We start from the raw sequence: 21,644 nt of genomic DNA, 5'->3' as shown, positions 1-21,644 counted from the left end.
TCGATAAAACTATAGGCAGGATGAAACGATTTCTTCTCTTATACTCCCTTTTACCTTTAGCGATAACCACCGCCGCGCAAAAGCCGGACAGCCTGCAGGCCGTGGCCCTGCTGCAACAGCTGGACGGGGAGCACCGCTCCATCACCGGCCTTTCCTGTCACATACAATACACCTGGCACAACGCGTCTGTAAAGGATTCCGTGCAGGTGATCGCCGGGGATGTATGGCTGCAGCCGCGGGAGACGGACAGTATTTTCGGGCAAATATTCCACCTGCGCGGCATTATCCGGCAAAGGGGCTTTGACAGTTATTACGACGGGCAGCGGTATATGGAAGCGAACCACCAGGACAGTTCGCTGCTGCTGGTGAACCCTTTTCTTTACCCGAACAATTTCAGCAATCCCGCCAAAGCGCGGTCTGTATTGCAGCTGATCCAGCCGCTGTTTTTCAGGAAAGACCTTTCTGATTATTTACTGCATGATTTCCCTTATGGCAAAAATCCCGCGCTGGCTTTGCTGCGGAACGGGAACAAACAGGTGCTCACCGTAGCTTACCCGCCCAATGCCTATAACGCTTCCACTACGTTCACGCTCACGTTACAGGGCGAACCGCTGCGCATTACGCATGTGCGCTCCGTGGTGCTGTTCAACGGCACGGTGCAAACGCAGGACTGGGCTCTTTCGCAGCGGCGGGAGAACCGGCCGGAAACCCTCGCGGAGCTGACGCCGCAACAGGCTTATACAGGATACAGGCTCAACGAGCTGAAGCCGGAAAAACACGTGCCGTATGTATACCCCTTGCTGGGAAAGACCGCGCCGGGCTTTAGCTATAGCGGTACATCACTCGAGGGGCTACGCGGGAAATACATATTGCTCGATTTTTGGGAGACCTGGTGCGGGTATTGTATAATGGCTTTTCCGCGGATGAAGTCGCTGTACGAAAAGTACCATCCGCTGGGCTTGGAGATCGTGGGTATTACCACTGAAAATTCAAAGCAGGTAGAAAAGCTCGTTGAGCTGAACAAACTTCCCTACCGGCATATCAACGGCGACACGCTGCTATTGAACAACTACCTTGTATCCGCGCGCCCGCATTACGTGCTGATAGGCCCGGATGGCCAGGTGCTGGCAGGCACCGGGCTTGAAACCATTGAAAATATCCTGCATGAAAAACTGAACAGGTAGACCAGTCCCGGTTCCCGCAATTCCTTCACCAGGACTACCTCCCAGCCCCTGGTGGAAAGCCGCATGCGCAGTAGTTTAAAGGCGTCTATATCCCAGCGCCCATAATTCCCGGCCACCATACCCCGCTTTTCCAATCCTTTCCTTCTATTATCATTTCTTTCCTTTATGCATTTTATTTTATTATTAAAATGAAGAAATTCTTACTATTTTGTTACGGCAACCATATAAACAAAACCAGGAACAAACAACCAAAATAGGCAGGAGAACACTACAGAGGACAAATATTCCACATTAACAACTTGAAAAACAGTCTGATAAGCATGAAACTTCGATTCCTTAACAATTCTTTAATGGTTACTTAACCTGAAAGGAGATGTAAACCTTTTCTTTTATTCCCAACTTGCGCCCGCTAACATTTGATTTGCCGGCGCCCTTTGTGAAACTGACAGTGCAGGATACTGCCCTGAACGGGCTTGTCATTTCATGACTCTTTGTATTTGTATAACTATAAAACCTTCAAACATGCTCACCACGCTTAGATCACTCAGCGGCTGGTTGCTATTGCTGCTTTGCCTTTTCCCGGCATTGGCCAATGCCCAGCAAAACGGCGCCACCCTATCCGGCGTAATTACAAGCTCTACAGGGGAACAACTCCCGGGCGTTTCAGTAGAAGTCCGAACGGCGGACGGCCAGCGCAAAGGCACTGCGTCGCTCGGCAACGGCAGCTACACGCTCAGTAACCTGCCCGCGGGCGTTCCTTTGCAGATCACCTTCAGCTTTATCGGGTATGAACCGCAAGTGATCAAGGACAAAATCCTCAACAACGGCAACAACACGCTTACCATACAGCTCCAGGAAGGAGACCGGAAGCTGAATGAACTGGTAGTGATTGGTTACGGCACGCAGAAAAAAGTGAACCTTACCGGCGCCGTGTCTGTGGTGGATTCAAAAGTGCTGGAAAACCGCCCGGTTGCCAACGTAACACAGGCGCTGCAAGGCGCGATGCCTGGCCTGAACATCAGCTTTACGGACGGCAGGCCCGGCGCCAACGGCCGCTTTAACGTACGCGGCAACAACCCGCTCAGCTCCGGTGCCAGCCCGCTGGTACTGATAGACGGTGTACCCGGCTCTATGAATAACGTGAACCCGCGCGACATCGAAAGCATCACGATGCTCAAAGACGCATCCGCAGCCGCCATCTACGGTGCCCGCGCTGCTTTCGGCGTGATCCTGGTAACCACCAAAGCCGCCAAAAGAGGCAAGCTGACCGTGAACTACGGCAACAACTTCTCCTCCTCCAGGTCTACCGTAAGCACAGATTTCATTACAGACGGGTATACTTCCGCCGTGCTCAACGACGAAGCCTTTCTCGTTACTACCGGTAACACCTATACGCGTTATACGCCGCAGGACATGGAAGAACTGAAAAAACGCCAGACGGATAAATCACTGCCTACGGTGATTGTAGATAACCGCAATAACAAAGACCAGTATGTGTATTACGGGCATACCGATTGGTGGGATGAATTTTTCCGTCCTACCCAGGATGCAATGGAACATAGCCTCAGCATTTCCGGCGGCACGGAAAAGGTAGACTTCCTGCTGTCTGGCCGCATGTACAACAAAAAAGGCATGATGCGCTACAACCGTGATGAATACAAGTCCTACAACCTGCGCACCAAGCTGACCGTAAGGGCTAACGACTGGCTGACGTTCACCAACAACACACAGTTCATGATCGCTAAATACACCTATCCCGGGTGGAACCCGAACACGAACTTCGTGAACTCAACTGTGCATGCCCTTCCCTCCTATCTTCCGCAGAATCCTGATGGCACGGCCACCTACATCACCGCGCTGAACAACTACCAGATCGGTGACGGGCTGTTTGCAGACCTGCTGTATGGTAAAAACAAGGGCGTGGACCGCTGGAATGAGCTGATGAGCAATTGGGGCGTAATGATAAAACTGAACAAAAACATCAACCTGTTCGCCAACTATACCTTTACGCTCAACCCCGCCAGGGATAATGACGCGCCCACCAATTCCTCTTACAGGCAGGCTTCCGCTCCTTATTCCATCTATCCCGGCGTGATCAGCAAGGTTCCCCGCCCGGACTTCATGCGGGAAGAAACCAACAACGACATGTATCACGTTGCCAATGCCTACGGCGAGTTCAATAAAAGTTACGGCAAGCACAACGTAAAGTTCATGGCCGGTTACAACCAGGAACTCAAACAATTCAAACGCATCACATCCGAAAGGGGCGACCTGCTTTCGCAGGATCTTTATGACATCAGCCTCGGTTCCGGTTATTATACCATCGGCGGCGCGCAAAGCGAGTGGGCCCTGTTAGGTTTCTTTGCACGGGCCAACTACGATTACAAAGGCAAGTACCTGCTGGAACTGAATGGCCGCTACGACGGTACCACCCGCTTTCCGAAAGGCCAGCGCTTCGGCTTCTTCCCGTCTGTATCCGCAGGCTGGAGAGTAAGCGAAGAGCCCTTCTTTGAACCCGTGAAAAATGTGGTAAGCGACCTGAAAATACGCGCCTCTTACGGTCAGCTCGGCAACCAGGTGACCTCCAGCGCATACCCGTACATTCCGCTGCTGAATCGCGGTACGCTCGACTGGATCGCCGGCGGCAAAAAACTCGAATATCTCACTTCGCCCAATGCGATCTCCAAAACGCTGACCTGGGAAAAGACCGCATCGCAGAACATTGGTATCGACCTGGGACTGTTGCAGAACAAGATCCTGGTGAACTTCGACTATTATATCCGCGATACTAAAGACATGCTCACGAAGGGTAAGACCCTGCCCGTGGTATTCGGTACCGGCGAACCGCAGGAAAACGCGGGCGACCTCCGTACCAAAGGCTTCGAGCTGAACATCACCTACAACGACCAGTTCATGCTCGCGGGTAAACCCTTCATGTACAGTATAGGCGCCAATCTGAGCGACTTCTCTTCAGTTATCACCCGCTTCGATAACCGGAACAAGCTGCTCAGCGATTATTATGTAGGCCAGCGCTATGGCGACATGTGGGGTTATGTAACGGATGGATATTTTAATTCAGACGAAGAAGCCGCCGCATGGCAGGCAAAAGTGAACCAGGATCTCGTAGGCTCCAACATCAAAAGCGCTTCCGGCCAATGGAACAGGCTGCGTGCAGGTGACCTGAGATTTAAAGATATTGACGCCAACGGCGTTATCAACAACGGCCTGAATACCCTGGACAACCATGGAGATCTGGTGTACCTCGGCAACAACCAGATCCGCTACCCTTACGGCTTTAACGGCAGCGCGAGCTGGAACGGCATCGACCTGTCCTTCTTCTTCCAGGGCATTGGTAAAAAGAACTGGTACCCCGGCGCCAACGCGGACAAATTCTGGGGTCCCTATAGCCGCCCTTACTATTCATTTCTGCCCACCAATTTCCCGGACCTGATCTGGACGCCCGAAAGAGGCCAGGACAGCTACTTCCCACGCCTGCGTGGTTACATCGCCCTCAACGGCAACAACCCGCTTACCAATACGAACGACAAGTACATGCAGGACCTGGCATACCTGCGCCTGAAAAACCTCACCATCGGTTACTCCCTGCCGGATAACCTGCTGAAACGCGTTAAACTCAGCCGTCTGCGCATATATGTAAGCGGAGACAACCTGGTAACCTGGACGAAACTGGAATCCAAATACATCGATCCGGAGCAGGCCGCTGCTGATGCAAACGGCCGTGTGTATCCGTTCGGTAAAACCTATTCCGCCGGCCTGGACCTGTCTTTCTAACCACAAAAAAGCATTGAAATGAAAAAGTATATCTCAATATTTGCGCTCGCGGGAGCAAGCCTGTTTAGCAGTTGCAGCAAGTTCATGGACCGTGAGCCGCTTTCGCAGGTTGCGCCCGACCAGTACTTCAACAACGACAACGAGCTGAAATTCTACATCAACTCCCTTTACAGCGCTTTCCCTTCCGCAGAAGGTGTTTACAACGAAGATATCGACAACGTCGTGAAACAGTCGCTGAGCGATATGGTGACCGGCAGGCGTACCGTGCCCCTGAATGGCGGCAACTGGACCTGGAACGAACTGCGCAAGATCAATTTCTTCCTCGATAACTATAATCGCGTGATGCCCGAAGCCCAGGCAGCACGGTTTGCAGGCGCAGCGAAATTCTTCCGCGCTTATTTTTATTTCGACAAAGTGCAGCGCTTTGGCGACGTACCCTGGTACTCACATACCATTCAGCAGGAAGATTCTTTGATGCTACAGAAAGCAAGGGATCCCCGCAGGGTGGTTGTAGACTCCATCTTGGCCGATCTCGACTACGCGATCGCCAATATGGACCTCGCCACTTTCCCGGTTTCCGCGGAAATGATCTCTAAATACACGGCACTGGCGCTGAAATCGCGCGTTTGCCTCTTCGAAGGCACTTTCAGGAAATATCATCCTGAAATGGGCTTCACAACAGCCGATTGGCGCCCGCTACTTTCAAAAGCCGCGCAGGCTTCTGATGAACTGATGAAAAGCGGCGTATACCAGCTGTATACCTCCACTCCCGAAAAAGCATACCTCGAGCTGTTCGCTTCCATTGCCCCGGTTAAACAGGAGATCATCCTCGCCAAGACCTTCAGCAATGAATTATCCGTATGGCATAACGTTAACTACTATACGATCACTTCTTCCTACGGCAAACCCGGGCTCGACAAACAACTGGTGAACAGCTACCTGATGAAGGACGGTACCCGTTTTACGGACATCCCACGGTATGACACCATCACCTTTTATGCTGAAACCCAGAACCGCGACCCGCGCCTTTCTCAAACCATCCGCACGCCGGGCTATACCCGCATCGGCGCTACCGCCAGGCTGGTGCCCGACTTCGGCGCAAGCGTGACCGGTTACCAGCTGATAAAGTTCGTAACGGATATGTCTTTCGACTCCTTCAACCGCTCCATCAACTCCATGCCCGTTTTCAGGTATGCCGAAGTGCTGCTGAACTATGCGGAAGCCATGGCAGAACTGGATTCCATCACACAGCCGAACATCGACAGGTCCATCAAGCTGCTGCGCGACCGCGTGGGCATGCCCAACCTGAATATGGCTGCCGCCAATACAAATATTGACCCGTACATGAACAGTCAATATACCGGGATAACCAGCCCCAACAAAGGGTTGATCCTTGAGATCCGCCGCGAAAGAAGGATCGAGCTTGTAATGGAAAGCTACCGCTGGAACGATCTGATGCGCTGGAAATCCGGCTCATCCAATGTACGCCAGTTCAAAGGCATGTATTTCCCCGGTGCGGGCCAGTATGACCTCGACAGGAACGGCACGGTAGACGTATACATTTATACCGGCGCCAAACCTGATCCGCAGATAAAAGGCATCCAGTACTTCAAGCTGGGCACCGACATCGACCTCGAAAACGGCGCTACAGGCGGCAATGTGATCATCAATCGCAGCACCACCAAAACCTTCAACGAAGAGAGAGATTACCTGCAACCAATTCCCATCCAGGAAAGGCAGCTGAACAAGAATCTCACACAGAATCCAAAGTGGGTAGACGGGCTGTAAACAGCCGCATTTACTAATACAGAGAGGCCGTCCTGGATTATTCCGGGACGGCCTCTTTCTTTTTATCAATGTGAATATTACTTCACTCTCACCGGGTCTGCCGGTTTCGGCACCGGTTCATATGATTTTGTTTTCAGTTCGTCCAGCAACACCTGCACGCCTTTTTCCAGCTGCGGGTCACGGCCTGCGATCACGTCGGCCGGGGTCTGCTCCACTTCAATATCCGCGGGCGTTCCGTAATTCTCTATGATCCAGTTGCCTTTGGTGTCGTAGATACCAAAGCTCGGGGAAGTAACAGAACCGCCGTCTATCAGCGAAGGATACCCGCTGATGCCCACCAGGATGCCCATGGTGCGCTTGCCGATAAGCTTGCCGAGCTTCTTCTGGGAAAACATCCAGGGCATCATATCGCCGCCGGAGCCCGCGTATTCGTTGATCAGCATGGCTTTGGGGCCGTAGATGGAATTGCCGGGGGTGGTAAAGCTGCGCCCGTCGCGCACGCCCCAGTAGCTAAGGACCTCACGGTCCAGGATATCGATCACGTAATCCGCCACAGAACCGCCGCCGTTGAAACGTTCGTCCAGCAGCAGCGCCTTCTTGTCGGTTTGCGCGAAGAACATGCGGTTGAAAGAAGTGTAACCCTGCTGGCCCGTATTGAGCATATACACGTATGCTATCTTCCCGTTGCTGAGCTGGTCCACCTTGCGGCGGTTGCCTTCCACCCAGTCCGAATGGCGCAGGGCCATTTCGTCCATAATGGACACGGGCTCAACGGTGATCTCCCGCGCACCGCTTTCACCGGGCTGGCTGTTCACTTTCAGCACCACCTGGCGGCCCACCTGGCCCTCCAGCAGCTGGTCGATGCTCACGTTCTCCGTCAGCTCCCTGCCGTTCACGGCCAGAATGTAATCGCCTTCTTTCACGTTTGTGCCGGGCACACCGAGCGGCGCTTTGTTGGTGGGGTACCAGCGTTCGTTGGTGTATATTTTTTTGATGCGGTATTTGCCGTTGTGTATTTCGTAGTCCGCACCCAGCAAGCCGGTGCTAACGTTCGGGCCTGATGGTATATCGCCGCCGCTTACGTAGTTGTGGCCTACCACCATTTCACTCATCATTTCGTTCACCAGGTAAGAAAGGTCCGCGCGGTTGCTCACGTAAGGCAGCAGCGCGGCATAACGTTTCTTGTTCGCGTCCCAGTCCACACCGTGCATGTTCTTTACATAAAAGAAATCCTTTTCGATCTTGTACACTTCGTCGAATATCTGTTTCCATTCGGCAACGGGATCCACTAACATGCTGACGCTGGAAACTTCCACCTTGCCCTCGCCCGGGCCGGGTTTGCGGCCGGCGTCCACGATCTGGTAATTACCGCCGCTGGCCAGCAATATCTTCTTACCATCGGCGCTGATCATATAACCGAAGCCTTTGGAGAAGGTTTCCGCCTTACGTTCTTTCAGGTCGTAGTAACGGATCTCGTCGTCGGAAATATAGAACAGCTTGTCTTTCACCTGGCCGCTTAGCGAACGGTAGTTGCCCGCAGGCAGCGGGAGCGCGATGATGCGGTCCTGTATACCGTCAAAATCCACATCGGATTCAGGTTTTGCAGCTTTTGAGCTGTCTTTCTTCGTATCCTTTTCTTTCTCTTTATCTGCTTCTTTTATCGCTTCTTCATCGCTTTGAGGGGTGAAGATGGTGGGGGTTGATCTGGACAGCAGTACCGCGTAGATGTTGGACATCACTCTCCTTTCGTAGGTCTGCATGTGCAGCCCGCTGATGGCCATCCCGCTGTTGGTGCTGGCCGGGAAGAAGATGTATTTGCCGTCTGCGCTGAAGGTCGGGGTGCCCGCGTCCGCCATGGCATCGGTTACCTGCACGCTCTTGCCGGATTCCAGGCTGTAGAGGTATACGCCGTCGAAGCCGTTAGGCTGCAGGTTCACGTAGGTAAGGTATTTGGAATCGGGGCTCCAGGAAGGCGCGAACACGTTGGAACCGCCGGATGGAATAGAACCATTGGTATAGGTATCCACCTTCGTGACCTTTTTGGAAGCCACATCGAGGTAGAACAGGTTGAAGTGCGCGTCGCTGAATACGATCTTCTTGCTGTCCGGGCTCCAGGTGGGATCGAAATAATACACGGTTTTGCCCAGCTCAATTTCCACAGGCGCTTTCTGCGCTTTCTGGTCACGGAGGATCAGCTTGTAGTTGCCATCCTTGTCTGACAGGTAAGATATCCATTTGCCATCAGGCGACCAGTCCGGCGCTCTTTCGTGTGTGCCGGGGGAATTGGAAATATTGCGCACATCGCCTTTTTCTTTCGGCACGGAGAATATCTCGCCCCTGCCCTGCACCAGCAGCCGCTGGCCGGTCGGGGAGATCGTTACGCTTTCAAAAGACCTTATGGTTTCGTAACGCGGGCGCTTGTAAGGAATATCCGCGCGGATGGAAACCGGCACGTCGGTCACTTCGTTATTGGCGGGGTTCAGCAGGTGAATGGTGGCATCCTGCTCAAACGCCAGCGTTTTACCGTCGGAAGTGAGGGTCTTTACATCAGCATTGCTGAATTTGGTAACCTGTGTAACCTGCTTGCTGTCTGTATCGTACCGGAAAATGTTCACGGTGTGATTGCGGTCGCTGAGGAAATACACGCTTTTGCCGACCCATACCGGACGTACGTTGTTGGAATTGGCGGCGGGAATTTCTTCGATCTGCGCCGTGGTGTTGTTGAATATCCATATCCTGGGCATCCAGCCGCCGCGGTAGCGCTTAAACGGCCGCCAGCTGCCTACCGAACCTTCGGCGGGATCAGGATTTTTGATATAAGCGGTGAATTTGCCGTCAGGCGATATAGCTCCCTGGCTCGCTTCCGGTATCCTTGCATGTACCTGCGGCAGGCCGCCTTTGATGCTTACGGAGAACAGCTGGGAGGTTCTCATGGTAGGCGAAGTGGCACCGGACGTGAAGAGGATGCGGTCGTTGCCGATCCAGCCACGCACCAGGTCGCGGGCGGGGTGGAAGGTCACGCGCTGCGGGTCGCCCCCTTCAATGGGAACGATGTACACATCGGAGTTACCGTCGTAATTCCCCGTAAACGCGATCCACTTTCCATCAGGGGAAAAGTAGGGGTCCTGCTCGAAGGCGGGGTTTACGGTAAGGCGTACGGGCGATGAGCCGTTGCGGTTAGCGATCCAGATGTCCCCGGCGTACATGAAAGCGATGTGCTTTTCGCTGACTGCCGGGTTTCTTAAGAGTTTGGTTTCAGACTGCGCGTGGGCGGACAGTGTGCCTGCGGTCAGGAGGGCCCACCCGGACAGCTTCAATAGTCGATGCATCATAAGCGGTTCTTGGGTTGTAAAAGGTATAAATCGAATTGGCAATAGTGCAAAATAATGGAAAAAGCGACAAGAAGGGCTGGCGGAATAGTGGTAAATGGACAAATGGCGGGAAAAGCAGGACGAGGGGCGCTGGTGCGGGAAAGTGTCCGGAAGCGGACGCGGAGGGCCGTTTTAAGGCTTTAAATGCGGTCAGCAGGACCTTTCAAAACAAACACGCCTGCTCAAAACGAACAGGCGTGCGGTGTATGATGAGGGAAAGGATCAGCCCATGGTCAGCATCATGTTCCTGATAACGGCGATCAGCGCTGAAGGATATACGCCAAGCCACAACAGCAGCCCCATCAGCGCCGACAGCGCGAATATGCCGAAGAAGGGCATCCGTTTGCGCACAACCGGCCCGGGCAGCGGCTGGAACATAATAGCAACCAGGCGGATGTAATAGAAAAGCCCGATCACGCTGTTGACCACCAGCAGGATAAGCAGCAGCCACAATTCGGCATCCACCCCTGCCGCCACTACGTAGAACTTCCCGATAAAGCCGGCCGTGAGCGGTATGCCTGCCAGGGAGAGCAACATGCCGGTAAAAATGGCCGCCAGCCAGGGCTGCCGCCAGAACAGGCCACCGAAGTCCTGCAGGTTCTCCGCATCGTTTTTTTCGTCAGACATCAGGGCCAGCACGCCGAACGCGCCGATGCTGGTGATCACGTAGGCCACCAGGTAAAAGATCACCGCTTCCTGCCCTGCCTCCTGGCCTGCAAGGAACGCGATTAGAATGTAACCCATATGCGCGATGGACGAATAAGCCAGCAGCCGCTTCACATTCTGCTGCATAAGCGCCAGCCAGTTGCCGGCAAACATGCTGGCCATGGCAATAATGGCGAACACCCACCACAGTATCGTGTATTCGTATCCGTTAATATCCCTGTAGAAGCGCATCAGCAGTACCAGCATGCTGCCTTTGGACACCGTGGCGATGTAGGCTGCCACCGGCAGCGGGGCTCCTTCATAAATATCCGGCGCCCACATATGGAAAGGCACAATGCCCAGCTTGAAGCCCACTCCTATCACCATCAGCCCGAAACCTGCCACTACCGCCACAGGCGCGGTATGTATGCCAGCGAGGTATGCCCCTATGCCGTTAAAGTCCATCCTCCCCGATTCAGCATACACCAGCGCCATGCCGAACAGCAGGAAAGCAGAGGAAAGCGCTGCCAGCAGCAGATATTTGATTCCCGCCTCGTCCGACCGTTCCCGTGCGCGCAGATAGGCAATAAGGCCGTAGAGGCTGATGCTCATGGTTTCAAGGCCGAGGAACAGGGAAATGAAATGCTGGCTGATGACCAGCACCATACCGCCGACCGTGGCCAGCAGCAGGAGGATATAATATTCTTCCTTCCGTTCTTCGCGCTGTTCGAAATAACTGTAAGAGAGGAACAGCACGCTCAAACCCGCCAGGAGTATCAATCCGGTATTAAAAAGCGCAAACGCGTCCACCACGAAAAGCGGCGCTATCACGTAAGGCACGGCATAAGGCTGGAAATATAAAGCTACCAGCGCGCAGATGAATGCAAACACCGTAAAAGCATGCATCACCCGGTGATTGCGCCGGATGGCCACCAGCAATATCGCTACCACGGCGGCCCCGCTGATGATCAGCAAAGGGAGTAAACTGAGAAGGTCTGAAGCGGACATACCCTTTGTTTTTTATTTAGTTGATTGAATCGCCACGGAAGGCATTGCCCTGCCCGCCACGTTGATCACCGGCTGCGGATACACGCCCAGCCAGATGATAGCAATAATAAGCGGCACCATCATCAGCATTTCGCGCAGGCTCAGGTCCGGCAGTTTATATTCACGCTGCGAAGCGCCGAAAAATACTTTCTGCATGATGCGCAGGCTGTATACCGTAGCCACCACCAAACCGATGGTTGCCGCGATCGTGATCCAGGGCGCGGCCTGCCAGCTTCCCGCCAGTATCAGGAATTCTGCAATGAAATTGCCCAGCCCCGGCAAACCCAGCGACGCCATCACGAACACCATGGTGACCACGCCCATTTTCGGCAATGCCGGCCACAACCCGCCCATCTGTTCCAGCTCGCGCGTATGCAGCCTTTCATACAGCGAACCGGCGATCATGAACAGCGCCCCCGTACTGATGCCATGGGTGATCATCTGCATCACCACTCCCTGGTAGGCCAGGGCATTGAATGCAAACGCGCCTACCAGCACAAATCCCATATGGCTCACGCTGGTATAGGCCACCAGCCTCTTAAAATCGGTTTGCGCATACGCCAGCTTGCCCCCGTACAATATGCCGATGGCGCCCAGCAGCATGATCCAGGGCGCAAAGAACTGCGATGCTTCGGGAAACAAGGGTATTACGAAACGCAGGATGCCGTACGCCCCCGTTTTAAGCAACAGCCCGGCCAGTATCACGGAACCCGCGGTGGGCGCTTCCGTATGCGCGTCAGGCAGCCAGGTGTGGAACGGGAATGCAGGCAGCTTCACAAGGAACGCAACGAGGAAGCCCAGCATCAGCCAGCGCCCGGTCTCAACGGCCATCGGGGTATTGAGCAGGGTGAAGTAAGAAAAGGTGAAAGTGCCGGTAGCGGACGCATGAATGAAATACAATCCCAGTATGGCCAGCAACATCAGCAGCCCGCCCGCCTGTGTGAACAGGAAAAATTTGAATGCGGCGTAAACACGGTTGCCATGCCCCCAGATGCCGATCAGGAAATACATGGGAATGAGCATCACTTCCCAGAAAAAATAGAACAGGAAAAGATCCATCGTGAGGAATACGCCGGCAATGCCGCCCAGCACAAATAAGAGATTGAAGTGAAAGAAGCCAACCCGTTCTTTTATTTCATTCCAGGATACCATAACAGACAGTGCGCCGAGGAAAAAGGTGAGCACCAGCATAAGCAGGCTCAGGCCGTCCAGCGCCAGCGAGAAGCTGATGCCGAAACGCGGCATCCACGGTAGCTCGCAGGTTTCCAGCCAGCGGTCGCCGATGAAATACACATCGTCCTGCACCTGCCACCAGAGCCCGGCAGAAAGCACCAGCCCGGCCAGCATTACCAGCAGGGCCACCCAGCGCGGCAGCGATCTGTTCACCGCCGCGGAAAGCCAGGCCACAAATGCGCCCAGGATGGGTAAGAGTATGAAGGCGAGGAGGATCATTGTATCAATATTTTAAAGGGTTCAGACGGCGTATTCCCGCCAGATGATCACAGACAGGATAATGACGGCACCCATCACGATACCCATCACATACCAGCGGAGAATACCGCTTTGCGTGGCGGACATCATACGGTGGAAGCCGCGGGTAACGGACGCAAGACCTGTATATACCTTATCGACAATATCTTTCCTGTTCAGCCTGGCCAGCTGCACAAAAGGCTGCACGAACAACACGCGGTACGCATCGTCGAAGCCCCAGCCGTTTTTGAGGAACTGTTTCAGGCCCGAGGGGAAAGGCGCGGCCAGCAAGCGCCAGGCCAGCCAGATAGCCAGCGCGCACAATGCCACGGTAAGGCCCTGCATCCCCCACTCCAGCGCCAGCCCGCCATGGTCCGTTATTACCGCAGGCAATACCGGCGACAGGAAATCGCTGAGCAGGGTAACATGCCCGAGCGTGTGCGGCAGCTCAATAAATCCGGCCAGCGTAGACAATACCGCCAGTATGTACAACGGTATCATCATCACCGGCCCGGGACGGTGGTGCACATGCGTTTTTTCGTTTCCGAAGAAGACGAGGAATATCATCCGCGCGGTATAGGCCGCCGTAATGAAAGCCCCGAGTATGGCGGCCAGCGAATAAAAAGCGCTTCCGTTCGCGGAAGCTCCCGCCAGCCATACGATCTGGTCTTTGCTATAAAAGCCCGAGGTCACAAACGGCAATGCCGCCAGTGAAGCGGAGCCTACCAGGAACACGAGGAATACGCCCGGCAGCGATTTGCGCAGGCCGCCCATTTTGAACATATCCTGCTCATGATGCAGCGCCACGATAACGGCGCCCGCACCAAGGAATAACAATGCTTTGAAGAAGGCATGGGTCATGAAATGGAAGATGGCCGCGCTCCACGCGCCAACACCCAGTGCGAGGAACATATAGCCGATCTGGCTGATGGTGGAATATGCCAGCACCCGCTTGATGTCCGTTTGTACAAATGCGCTGCAACCGGCCAGCAATAAGGTAACGGCGCCCACGATAGCCACTGCCGCCTGTGCGGAAGGAGAAAGGATAAATAATACATTGGTGCGTGCCACCAGGTAAACGCCGGCCGTTACCATCGTGGCCGCATGAATGAGCGCGCTCACCGGTGTAGGGCCGGCCATGGCATCGGGCAGCCAGGTTTGCAACGGCAATTGCGCGCTTTTGCCCACCGCGCCGCCCAATAAGAGGAAAGCGATCAGCACCACCGTTGGGTCGCCGGCCGACCATAGCTCCTGCGCCTTCGCAAGTACTGTGCTCAGCTGCAGGCTGCCGGTGTGCTGCACCAGCAGGAACAATGCAATGGCCATGGCAGTGTCTCCCACGCGTGTTACAATAAATGCTTTGCGGGCAGCCGCGCCATTGGCGGGGTCTTTATACCAAAACCCGATCAGCAGGTAACTGCAAAGGCCCACGCCTTCCCAGCCGAAGTAAAGCAGCAAAAGATTATCAGCCAGCACCAGCATAAGCATCGCGCCCACAAAGAGGTTCATGCAGGCGAAGAAACGGGCGAAGTCCGGATCGTCTGCCATATAGCCGGTGGAATACACGTGTATGAGGAAACCCACGAAAGTGATCACGAAAGTAAAAACGAGGGAAAGTGCATCCAGCCTGAGGTCTATGCCGATGCGGAAAGTGCCGATGCTCACCCAGTCCCACAAATGCTGCACGAATGCGGGATTGCCCAGCTGCATGAACTGCAGGCCCGCGATGATGGTCACCAGCGCAGCCAGGCCCACGCTGCCGCAGCCGATGAGGGCTACGCCTTTTTTACCGATCCGCCGCGAGGCGAGGATCAGGAGCAGCGCGCCCAGGAAGGGCAAAGCGGGTATCAGGTAGATCCACTGCATATCAGAATGATTTTATTTTCTTCTTTATCCTCTCATCTTGCTGGCCTCATCGCTGTCCAGCGTTTTGAGCTGGTGATAGATCTGTAAAATGAGGGCAAGCCCGACAGATACTTCAGCCGCTGCCATGGCGAGAATGAACATGAACATCACCTGCCCTTCCGGCTGGCCCCAGCGGGCGGCCGCCACAATGAAAGCAAGGCCAGCGGCGTTCAGCATGATCTCCACGCTCACCAGCATAAAGATGATGTTCCGCCTGATCAGCATGCTGATGAGGCCCAGCGTGAATAAGATGCCGGCCAGTATAAGGCCTTCCATGGTTGTATTCATACGTCAGTTCTTTCAAGGAATCGGTGTAATATCTTTTTCTTCTGCCTGCCCAGGTGATAGGCCCCTACGATCCCGGCCATCAGCAACATGCCCGCAAGCTCCACCGCCAGGATGTAAGGACCGAATAAGCTCATGCCTACCGCTTTCGGGTCCACCGTGATGACATCCCCGGCTGTGCCGGCCGGTTGGAGGATGAGGTATACCAGTTCCGCGAGTAAAACAATACAAAGGATGGAGGGCCCGATCCAGATGCGGGGCGTAAGCCATTTGGCCTCGTCCCCGGCGGTTTGCGGCCCCAGGTTCAGCATCATTACGAAAAATATGATCAGCACCATGATGGCGCCCGCATACACGATCACTTCCAGGGCGGCCATAAACGGCGCGCCGTACAGGTAAAATATCACCGCTATGCTCAGCAGCGAAACAATGAAGTACAGCAGCGCATGCATAATATTGTAACGCGTGATCACCATCAGCGTGGATAATATCGCTACCGCCCCGGCTATATAAAATGCAGGTCCCATGGGATGGATGTTTTAAGGTAACAGGCTCTTCACGTTCACCGGCGGCTCTTCTTTGTTCGCTTCGCCTTTTTCTTTGCCGCCGATGGCCATGCCGGCCACACGATAATAGTTGTAACCCGGGTATTTGCCCTGGCTGTTGATCAGCAGGTCTTCCTTTTCATACACCAGGTTCTGCCGGTCATATTCCGCGATCTCGAAATCGGGCAGCAGCTGGATGGCGTAGGTAGGACAGGCTTCTTCACAGAACCCGCAGAAGATGCAGCGGGAGAAGTTTATGCGGAAAAAGCTCGGATACCTTCGTCCATCGGGCATTTCAGCGGCCTGGAGGCTGATGCAGTCCACCGGGCAGGCGGCCGCACAGAGATAACAGCCTACGCAGCGTTCGCCGCCGTCAGGGTCGCGGGTGAGGGCGATGCGGCCGCGCCAGCGCGCGGGCAAAGGGGCTTTTTCTTCCGGGTACTGGTAGGTTTCCCGTTTGTGGAATGCATGCAGGAACACCAGCCACATACTTCTGAGTAAACTGAACATAAGCTATCAATTGTCAGTCATGATTAATTTCACCGCCGCTGTTGCAAGGAGGTTCAGCAAAGAGAGCGGGAACAATACTTTCCAGCCATATTCCATCAGCTGGTCGTACCGCGGCCTGGGCATAGACGCCCGCAGCAGGATGAACAGCGATATAAAAACAAAGGTCTTGATCACGAACCAGATGACACCCGGCAGGAAAGCCGGCCCCAGCCAGCCGCCGAAGTACAGCGTCACGATCATGGACGATACCAGTGTAACGCCCAGGTATTCCCCGATGAAGAACATGCCGAACTTCATACCGGAGTATTCCGAATGGAAACCCGCCACCAGCTCACTTTCCGCTTCGGGTATATCAAACGGCAGCCGGTGCGTTTCCGCAACGCCCGCTATAAGAAAGATGATGAAACCCAGCGCCTGCGGCACCACGTACCACATACCGCGCTGCGCTTCCACTATTTCGCGCAGGTTGAAGCTGCCGCTCAGCAGCACCACGCCCATCAGGGCCAGGCCCATGAACACTTCGTAGCTAATCATCTGCGAAGCCCCGCGCATGGCGCCCAGCAGGGCGTATTTGTTATTCGAGGCCCATCCTCCCAGCACGACGCTGTATACGCCGAGCGACGACATGGCCAGGAAAAAGAGCAGCCCGATATTCCAGTCCGCCACCAGCACATTCGGCCCGAAGGGGATGACGGTAAAGCTCATCAGTACGGAAGCCACCACCACCGCGGGTGCGAACACGAACACGACCTTATCCGAAAACGGTGGTATCCAGTCTTCCTTGAAGAATAGCTTGATGGTATCCGCCAGCACGATGAACAGCCCGAGAGGCCCTGCCCTGTTGGGACCGTAGCGGTCCTGCCAGAGTGCCAGCATCCGCCGTTCCAGCCATATGAGGCCGGCCGCCGTATTGAGCAGTACGAATAGTACGCCGCCTATCACCCACCAGTAATGTGCTTCCATGATCAGTATGTTTGCGCTGCTGTGCAGCATTTCCTAATCTGTTATTTTTCCGGCGGCCACCGCCGTTTGCGATCCTTCTTTATTATGTTTTTCCATTTGCCGTCTGTTCCTCCCGCTTACCGCGCTGCCTCCAGCGTTTCGCTTCCGCTCAGCCTGATGCACTGCGGCAGGTCGATGATCTTTGCGCGTGGCAGTCCCGCGTTCAGCGCGGCAATGCCTCTCGGCAGCCAGTGGTTGGGAACGGCCACCATCTGGTAAGTGTGATGGTCTACATCGAAGCTTACCCAGACGCCCGGGGAAACGCCCCACTGGTGCATATCTTCAGGGTTCATGTACATGCAGAAAAAATCCTGCGCGGCGTGGGCGATGCCTTTGGTGTACATGCTCAGTTCTTCGGAACCAAAAATGCTGTACAAAGGCATCACATGCACATGCCCCGGAATGGGCACGTACCTGTCCGGTGCTTCCCTGAAGTACGGCGGCCGGCCGTTCACATGCGGTTCCAGCAGCCGCAGGCCGGGGTCGCCGCCGTGGAGGTGCCCCCCTATTTCTGTCTGGTATTTGTTCACGGACTGTACAGAGTTCCATCCCGGCGACCAGAAGTAGGGTATCAGCGGGGCGGGCGGCTCTCCGCGGAAGCCCTCCATGGTAAAGGATAAGGCAGTATCAATGTCATCTGCTGGCTTGGGCTCGCTCACGTTCTCGTTGGCCAGCATCGCCGTGCGGCCGCTGTACCGGTGCGATTCGCGGGGGATCTTCTGGCCGTTGATCCTGAAATCCGCATGCGGTGCGATCTGCTGCACCCGCTCCAGGAAAGGCACTGCCACGCACATGGCCCAGATGATGTCATCGAGGTTTTGCAGGCCGCTGAGCCGCGGCACCTGCGCCTTGTCTGCTATCTGCAGGAACCATCGCCAGCTTTCCTGTACGGAACCTTTCGGCACAAACACCTGGAAGAACCGCTGGGCGCGGCCTTCGTTATTCACCACGGTGCCGTCCGCTTCGGCGAAAGTGCCCGCGGGCAGCAGTACGGTGGCTTTCTCGGCGGTCTGGTTGTAGAGATGATCTACCAGGATCACTTCTTTCGCATGCCGGAACAGCTCGTCTATCACATGTTCATCCGCGCGGCGGTACAGGTCGTTCTCCAGGATGATAATGGTATCTGCCTCCCCCTGTTTCACCACGTCTATCGCTGAATCGAGGCGGTGGCCGCCGAGCATTTCCAGGCCAAGACTGTTACACTCGGGCAACGTAAGGCTCAGCATCGGGTTACGGCCTTGCTGCTGCAAAGCCCAGCTGATGTTGGCGGCTGCTTTCATAAAGTGGTCGCAGCCGGCACCGTAACCGCTGATGATAAGCGGTTTCTCCGCGGCGAGCAGCGCATCGGTTATTTGTTTTACCAGAATTTTTTCTTCCTCCTGCAGATCGCTTACGGGCGTTACGTCCGCGCCGAGCTTGGCCGCTATGGCAAATGCAAGGCGGGCAAGATTGTCCGGTGCTCCGCGGTGCACGGCGGTAGCCAGCTCGTCCAGCTTGGTGGGGAATGTGTTGAGGATGAACAGCGGGCCTTTCCTGTCCTGGATGGCTTCGCGCATGGGAGCATCCTGCCATTGCGCTAGGTGCAGCTGCTGCTCCACTTCGTGCATGGGCTGCTGGCGCACGGCCTGGCGCACGGCCAGGGCCATCATGGGCGCGGTATTGGTAAGGTCTTCGCCGAGGATGAGTATAGCGTCCGCATGTTCTGTTTCATGCAGTGAAGGCGTGCGCACGGGGCCTTCTTTCAATATTTTCAGGGCAAGGGAAGTGTGATCGTGATCCGAGTCGGACATGCCGAGATAAAAATGCTCCGCGCCCACCAGCTGCTTCAACGCGAAGTTGCTCTCCAGGCTGGCGCGCGGCGAGCCGATGCCGATCACCTTGTTGTTCTTCAGCCTTGCCGCCACATGTTCTATAATATGTTCCCGGTGGATCGTTCCGTTGGAATGCGGGCGCATGGCGGGCTCGTAAATGCGTTGCGAGCTGTTCACGAACTCGTACCCGTACCGCCCGCGGTCGCAGAGGAAATAACCGTTCACTTCGCCGTTGTAGCGGTTGGCGATCTGCCGCAGGGTGCCGTAGCGTTCCCCGGCGCTAGTGTTGCAGCCGAGCGAGCAGCCCTGGCATATGGATGGAGCGTAGGTCAGGTCCCATTTCCGGGTGTAATGCGATTGCAGGGTCTTATCTGTGAATACGCCTGTGGGGCATACTTCCGCCAGGTTACCGCTGAATTCGCTTTCCAGCTTACCGTCGCTGCAGCGCCCGAAATACACATGGTTGTGCGCAGCAAACACGTCCAGGTCTTTGCCGCCCGCATAATCTTTGTAGTAGCGCACGCAGCGGTAACACTGTATGCAGCGGTTCATCTCATGGTTCAGGAAAGGGCCAAGGTCCTGGTTGTTGTAGGTGCGTTTGGAAAAACGGTAATCGCGGTAATTATGGCCCGTCATCACGGTCATGTCCTGCAAATGGCAGGCGCCGCCTTCGTCGCACACGGCGCAGTCGTGCGGGTGGTTCGTCATCAGCCAGCCTATCACCTGCTCCCTGAAACCTTTTGCATCAGGGTCTTCCAGCGAAATGCGCACGTTATCGCGCACGGGTTCCATACATCCCATTACGATCCTGCCTTTCTGATCATCTTCATCTTTATATAGCTTAATGGCGCATTGCCGGCAGGCGCCCACGGAACCAAGCGAAGGATGCCAGCAGAAATAAGGGAGGTTGAGCCCCAGCTGCAGACAGGCTTCCAGCAGGTTCTTGCCTTCCTTTATCTCATATTTTTTATTATCAATGAATATGTTCATAACCCTTGGAATGAAGGTGATGGTGATGAGGATAGTTGCCGTAGGGGCAGCTTTGTTCGGCTATGTGTCTTTCAAAATCTTCCCTGAAATATTTCAGTGCGCTTTGCAGCGGCTCCATGGCGCCTGGCGCGAGCGCGCAGAACGTATTGCCGGGCCCCAGCAATCGCGTTTGCGAAGCCAGCAGCTCCAGGTCTTCCATCCGCCCGTTTCCTTTCTCTATGGCCAGCAGCAGCTTTTCCGTCCAGGGCAGGCCTTCGCGGCAGGGCGTGCAGAAGCCGCAGCTTTCCTGTGCGAAGAAATGCTCCAGGTTGTGCACGAATCCCACGGGGCAGGTCTTATCGTCCAGCACCACCACGGTGCCGGTGCCCAGGCGGCTGCCGGCTGCGGCTACGCCTGCAAAATCGAGCGGTACCTCCATATGTTCTTCCACTAAAAAATCGGTGGATGCGCCGCCGGGCAATGCGCCTTTAAAACGGTACCCGTCGGCCATGCCGCCCGCATGTTCTTCTATCAGCTCGCGCAAGGTGATGCCCATAGGCAGTTCCCAGGCGCCGGGATTTTTCACGCGGCCGCTTACGCCATATATTTTCGTGCCGCCGTCTGCTGTGAGGCTCAGCTTCTGGAACCAGTCCGCGCCTTTGTTCACGATATGCGGTATGTAGCTCAGCGTTTCCACATTGTTCACGATGGTGGGCCTGCCGAACAGGCCGCTCACCTGCGGGAAAGGCGGCTTGGAGCGCGGTGTGGCGCGCCGGCCTTCGAGCGAATTGAGCAGCGCGGTCTCTTCGCCGCACATATATCTTCCAACGCCGGTATGCAGGTGCATTTCAAGGTTGTAGCCGGTACCAAGGATGTTTTTGCCGAGGTAACCCGCATCGTAGGCTTCCTGTATCGCTTTGCGGATCTCCTGCGCGGCCACTTTGTAAGCCCAGCGCAGGAATACGAACGATTCCGTGGCCTGTATGGCGTAAGCGGATACGATCATGCCTTCTATGAGCTGGTGTGGATTACCTTCCAGCAGCCAGCGGTCTTTGAAGGTACCGGGCTCCATTTCATCGGCGTTGCAGATGAGGTATTTAGGGCCCTGTACGTTCATGGGCACAAAGCTCCATTTCATGCCTGTACTGAAACCCGCGCCGCCCCTGCCTTTCATGTTTGAATCTTTCACCAGCGCGGTCACCTCCTGCGGCTGCATGTGTTTCACCGCTTTGCGGGCTGCCTGGTAACCGCCTACGGCTTCGTACTGGCGGAGGCCGAGCGGCGGAAAGGTGATATGTTGTGTGAGCGGGCGTTCCATGG

Annotated in this window: 13 protein-coding genes; 3 read left to right on the top strand and 10 right to left on the bottom strand. The window is 55.1% G+C overall.

The window, feature by feature from the left end; all coding sequences use genetic code 11:
- Positions 1–20 precede the first annotated feature (20 nt).
- The 3 genes from ACTJIK_RS21685 (at position 21) to ACTJIK_RS21675 (ending at position 6,764) form a co-directional block, all read left to right on the top strand.
- Positions 21–1,184, top strand: coding sequence for a TlpA family protein disulfide reductase (locus ACTJIK_RS21685; RefSeq protein WP_440649635.1), 1,164 nt, complete (start codon positions 21–23; stop codon positions 1,182–1,184).
- 522 nt (positions 1,185–1,706) lie between these two features.
- Entirely contained in the window at positions 1,707–4,976 is a 3,270-nt protein-coding gene (locus ACTJIK_RS21680) for a SusC/RagA family TonB-linked outer membrane protein (protein WP_440649634.1), read from the top strand.
- Between the two features lie 18 nt (positions 4,977–4,994).
- Positions 4,995–6,764, top strand: coding sequence for a RagB/SusD family nutrient uptake outer membrane protein (locus ACTJIK_RS21675; protein WP_440649633.1), 1,770 nt, complete (start codon positions 4,995–4,997; stop codon positions 6,762–6,764).
- A gap of 77 nt (positions 6,765–6,841) precedes the next feature.
- Here the strand turns inward: ACTJIK_RS21675 and ACTJIK_RS21670 are convergent, their stop codons facing one another.
- The 10 genes from ACTJIK_RS21670 to nuoF all read right to left on the bottom strand — a co-directional run bounded on the left by ACTJIK_RS21670 (position 6,842) and on the right by nuoF (position 21,642).
- Positions 6,842–10,096, bottom strand: a complete 3,255-nt coding sequence (locus ACTJIK_RS21670; RefSeq protein WP_440649632.1) for a S41 family peptidase — start codon at positions 10,094–10,096, stop codon at positions 6,842–6,844.
- A 261-nt stretch (positions 10,097–10,357) separates the two neighbouring features.
- Positions 10,358–11,788 (bottom strand): NADH-quinone oxidoreductase subunit N, encoded by a 1,431-nt coding sequence (locus tag ACTJIK_RS21665; RefSeq protein ID WP_440649631.1) that lies wholly within the window; start codon positions 11,786–11,788, stop codon positions 10,358–10,360.
- Positions 11,789–11,800: 12 nt separating this feature from the next.
- Positions 11,801–13,279, bottom strand: a complete 1,479-nt coding sequence (nuoM, locus tag ACTJIK_RS21660; RefSeq protein ID WP_440649630.1) for an NADH-quinone oxidoreductase subunit M — start codon at positions 13,277–13,279, stop codon at positions 11,801–11,803.
- A 21-nt stretch (positions 13,280–13,300) separates the two neighbouring features.
- Entirely contained in the window at positions 13,301–15,163 is a 1,863-nt protein-coding gene (nuoL, locus tag ACTJIK_RS21655; RefSeq protein WP_440649629.1) for an NADH-quinone oxidoreductase subunit L, read from the bottom strand.
- A gap of 24 nt (positions 15,164–15,187) precedes the next feature.
- Positions 15,188–15,490: an NADH-quinone oxidoreductase subunit NuoK gene (gene nuoK, locus ACTJIK_RS21650; RefSeq protein ID WP_440649628.1), complete on the bottom strand. Its 303-nt coding sequence runs from the start codon at positions 15,488–15,490 to the stop codon at positions 15,188–15,190.
- The gene (gene nuoJ / locus ACTJIK_RS21645; RefSeq protein WP_440649627.1) at positions 15,487–16,014 is read right to left on the bottom strand and encodes an NADH-quinone oxidoreductase subunit J; all 528 of its coding nucleotides are present in this window, start codon (positions 16,012–16,014) and stop codon (positions 15,487–15,489) included. The genes nuoK and nuoJ overlap by 4 nt, the downstream gene beginning before the upstream one ends.
- A 12-nt stretch (positions 16,015–16,026) precedes the next feature.
- Positions 16,027–16,542 carry an NADH-quinone oxidoreductase subunit NuoI gene (nuoI, locus tag ACTJIK_RS21640; protein ID WP_440649626.1) on the bottom strand — a complete coding sequence of 172 codons (516 nt, stop codon included), beginning with the start codon at positions 16,540–16,542 and terminating at the stop codon, positions 16,027–16,029.
- 6 nt (positions 16,543–16,548) lie between these two features.
- Entirely contained in the window at positions 16,549–17,535 is a 987-nt protein-coding gene (gene nuoH / locus ACTJIK_RS21635; RefSeq protein WP_440649625.1) for an NADH-quinone oxidoreductase subunit NuoH, read from the bottom strand.
- Between the two features lie 86 nt (positions 17,536–17,621).
- On the bottom strand, positions 17,622–20,345 hold the full coding sequence (nuoG, locus tag ACTJIK_RS21630; protein WP_440649624.1) for an NADH-quinone oxidoreductase subunit NuoG: 2,724 nt from the start codon (positions 20,343–20,345) through the stop codon (positions 17,622–17,624).
- Complete coding sequence (nuoF, locus tag ACTJIK_RS21625; protein WP_440649623.1) at positions 20,329–21,642, bottom strand: NADH-quinone oxidoreductase subunit NuoF; 1,314 nt, start codon at positions 21,640–21,642, stop codon at positions 20,329–20,331. The genes nuoG and nuoF overlap by 17 nt, the downstream gene beginning before the upstream one ends.
- Positions 21,643–21,644: the final 2 nt, after the last annotated feature.

It is taken from the genome of Chitinophaga sp. 22620 (assembly GCF_052044405.1).
In the GTDB taxonomy this organism is placed as follows: domain Bacteria; phylum Bacteroidota; class Bacteroidia; order Chitinophagales; family Chitinophagaceae; genus Chitinophaga.
The sequence above is the reverse complement of the archived record's forward strand: the minus strand, read 5'-3'. Positions and strand labels throughout refer to the sequence as shown.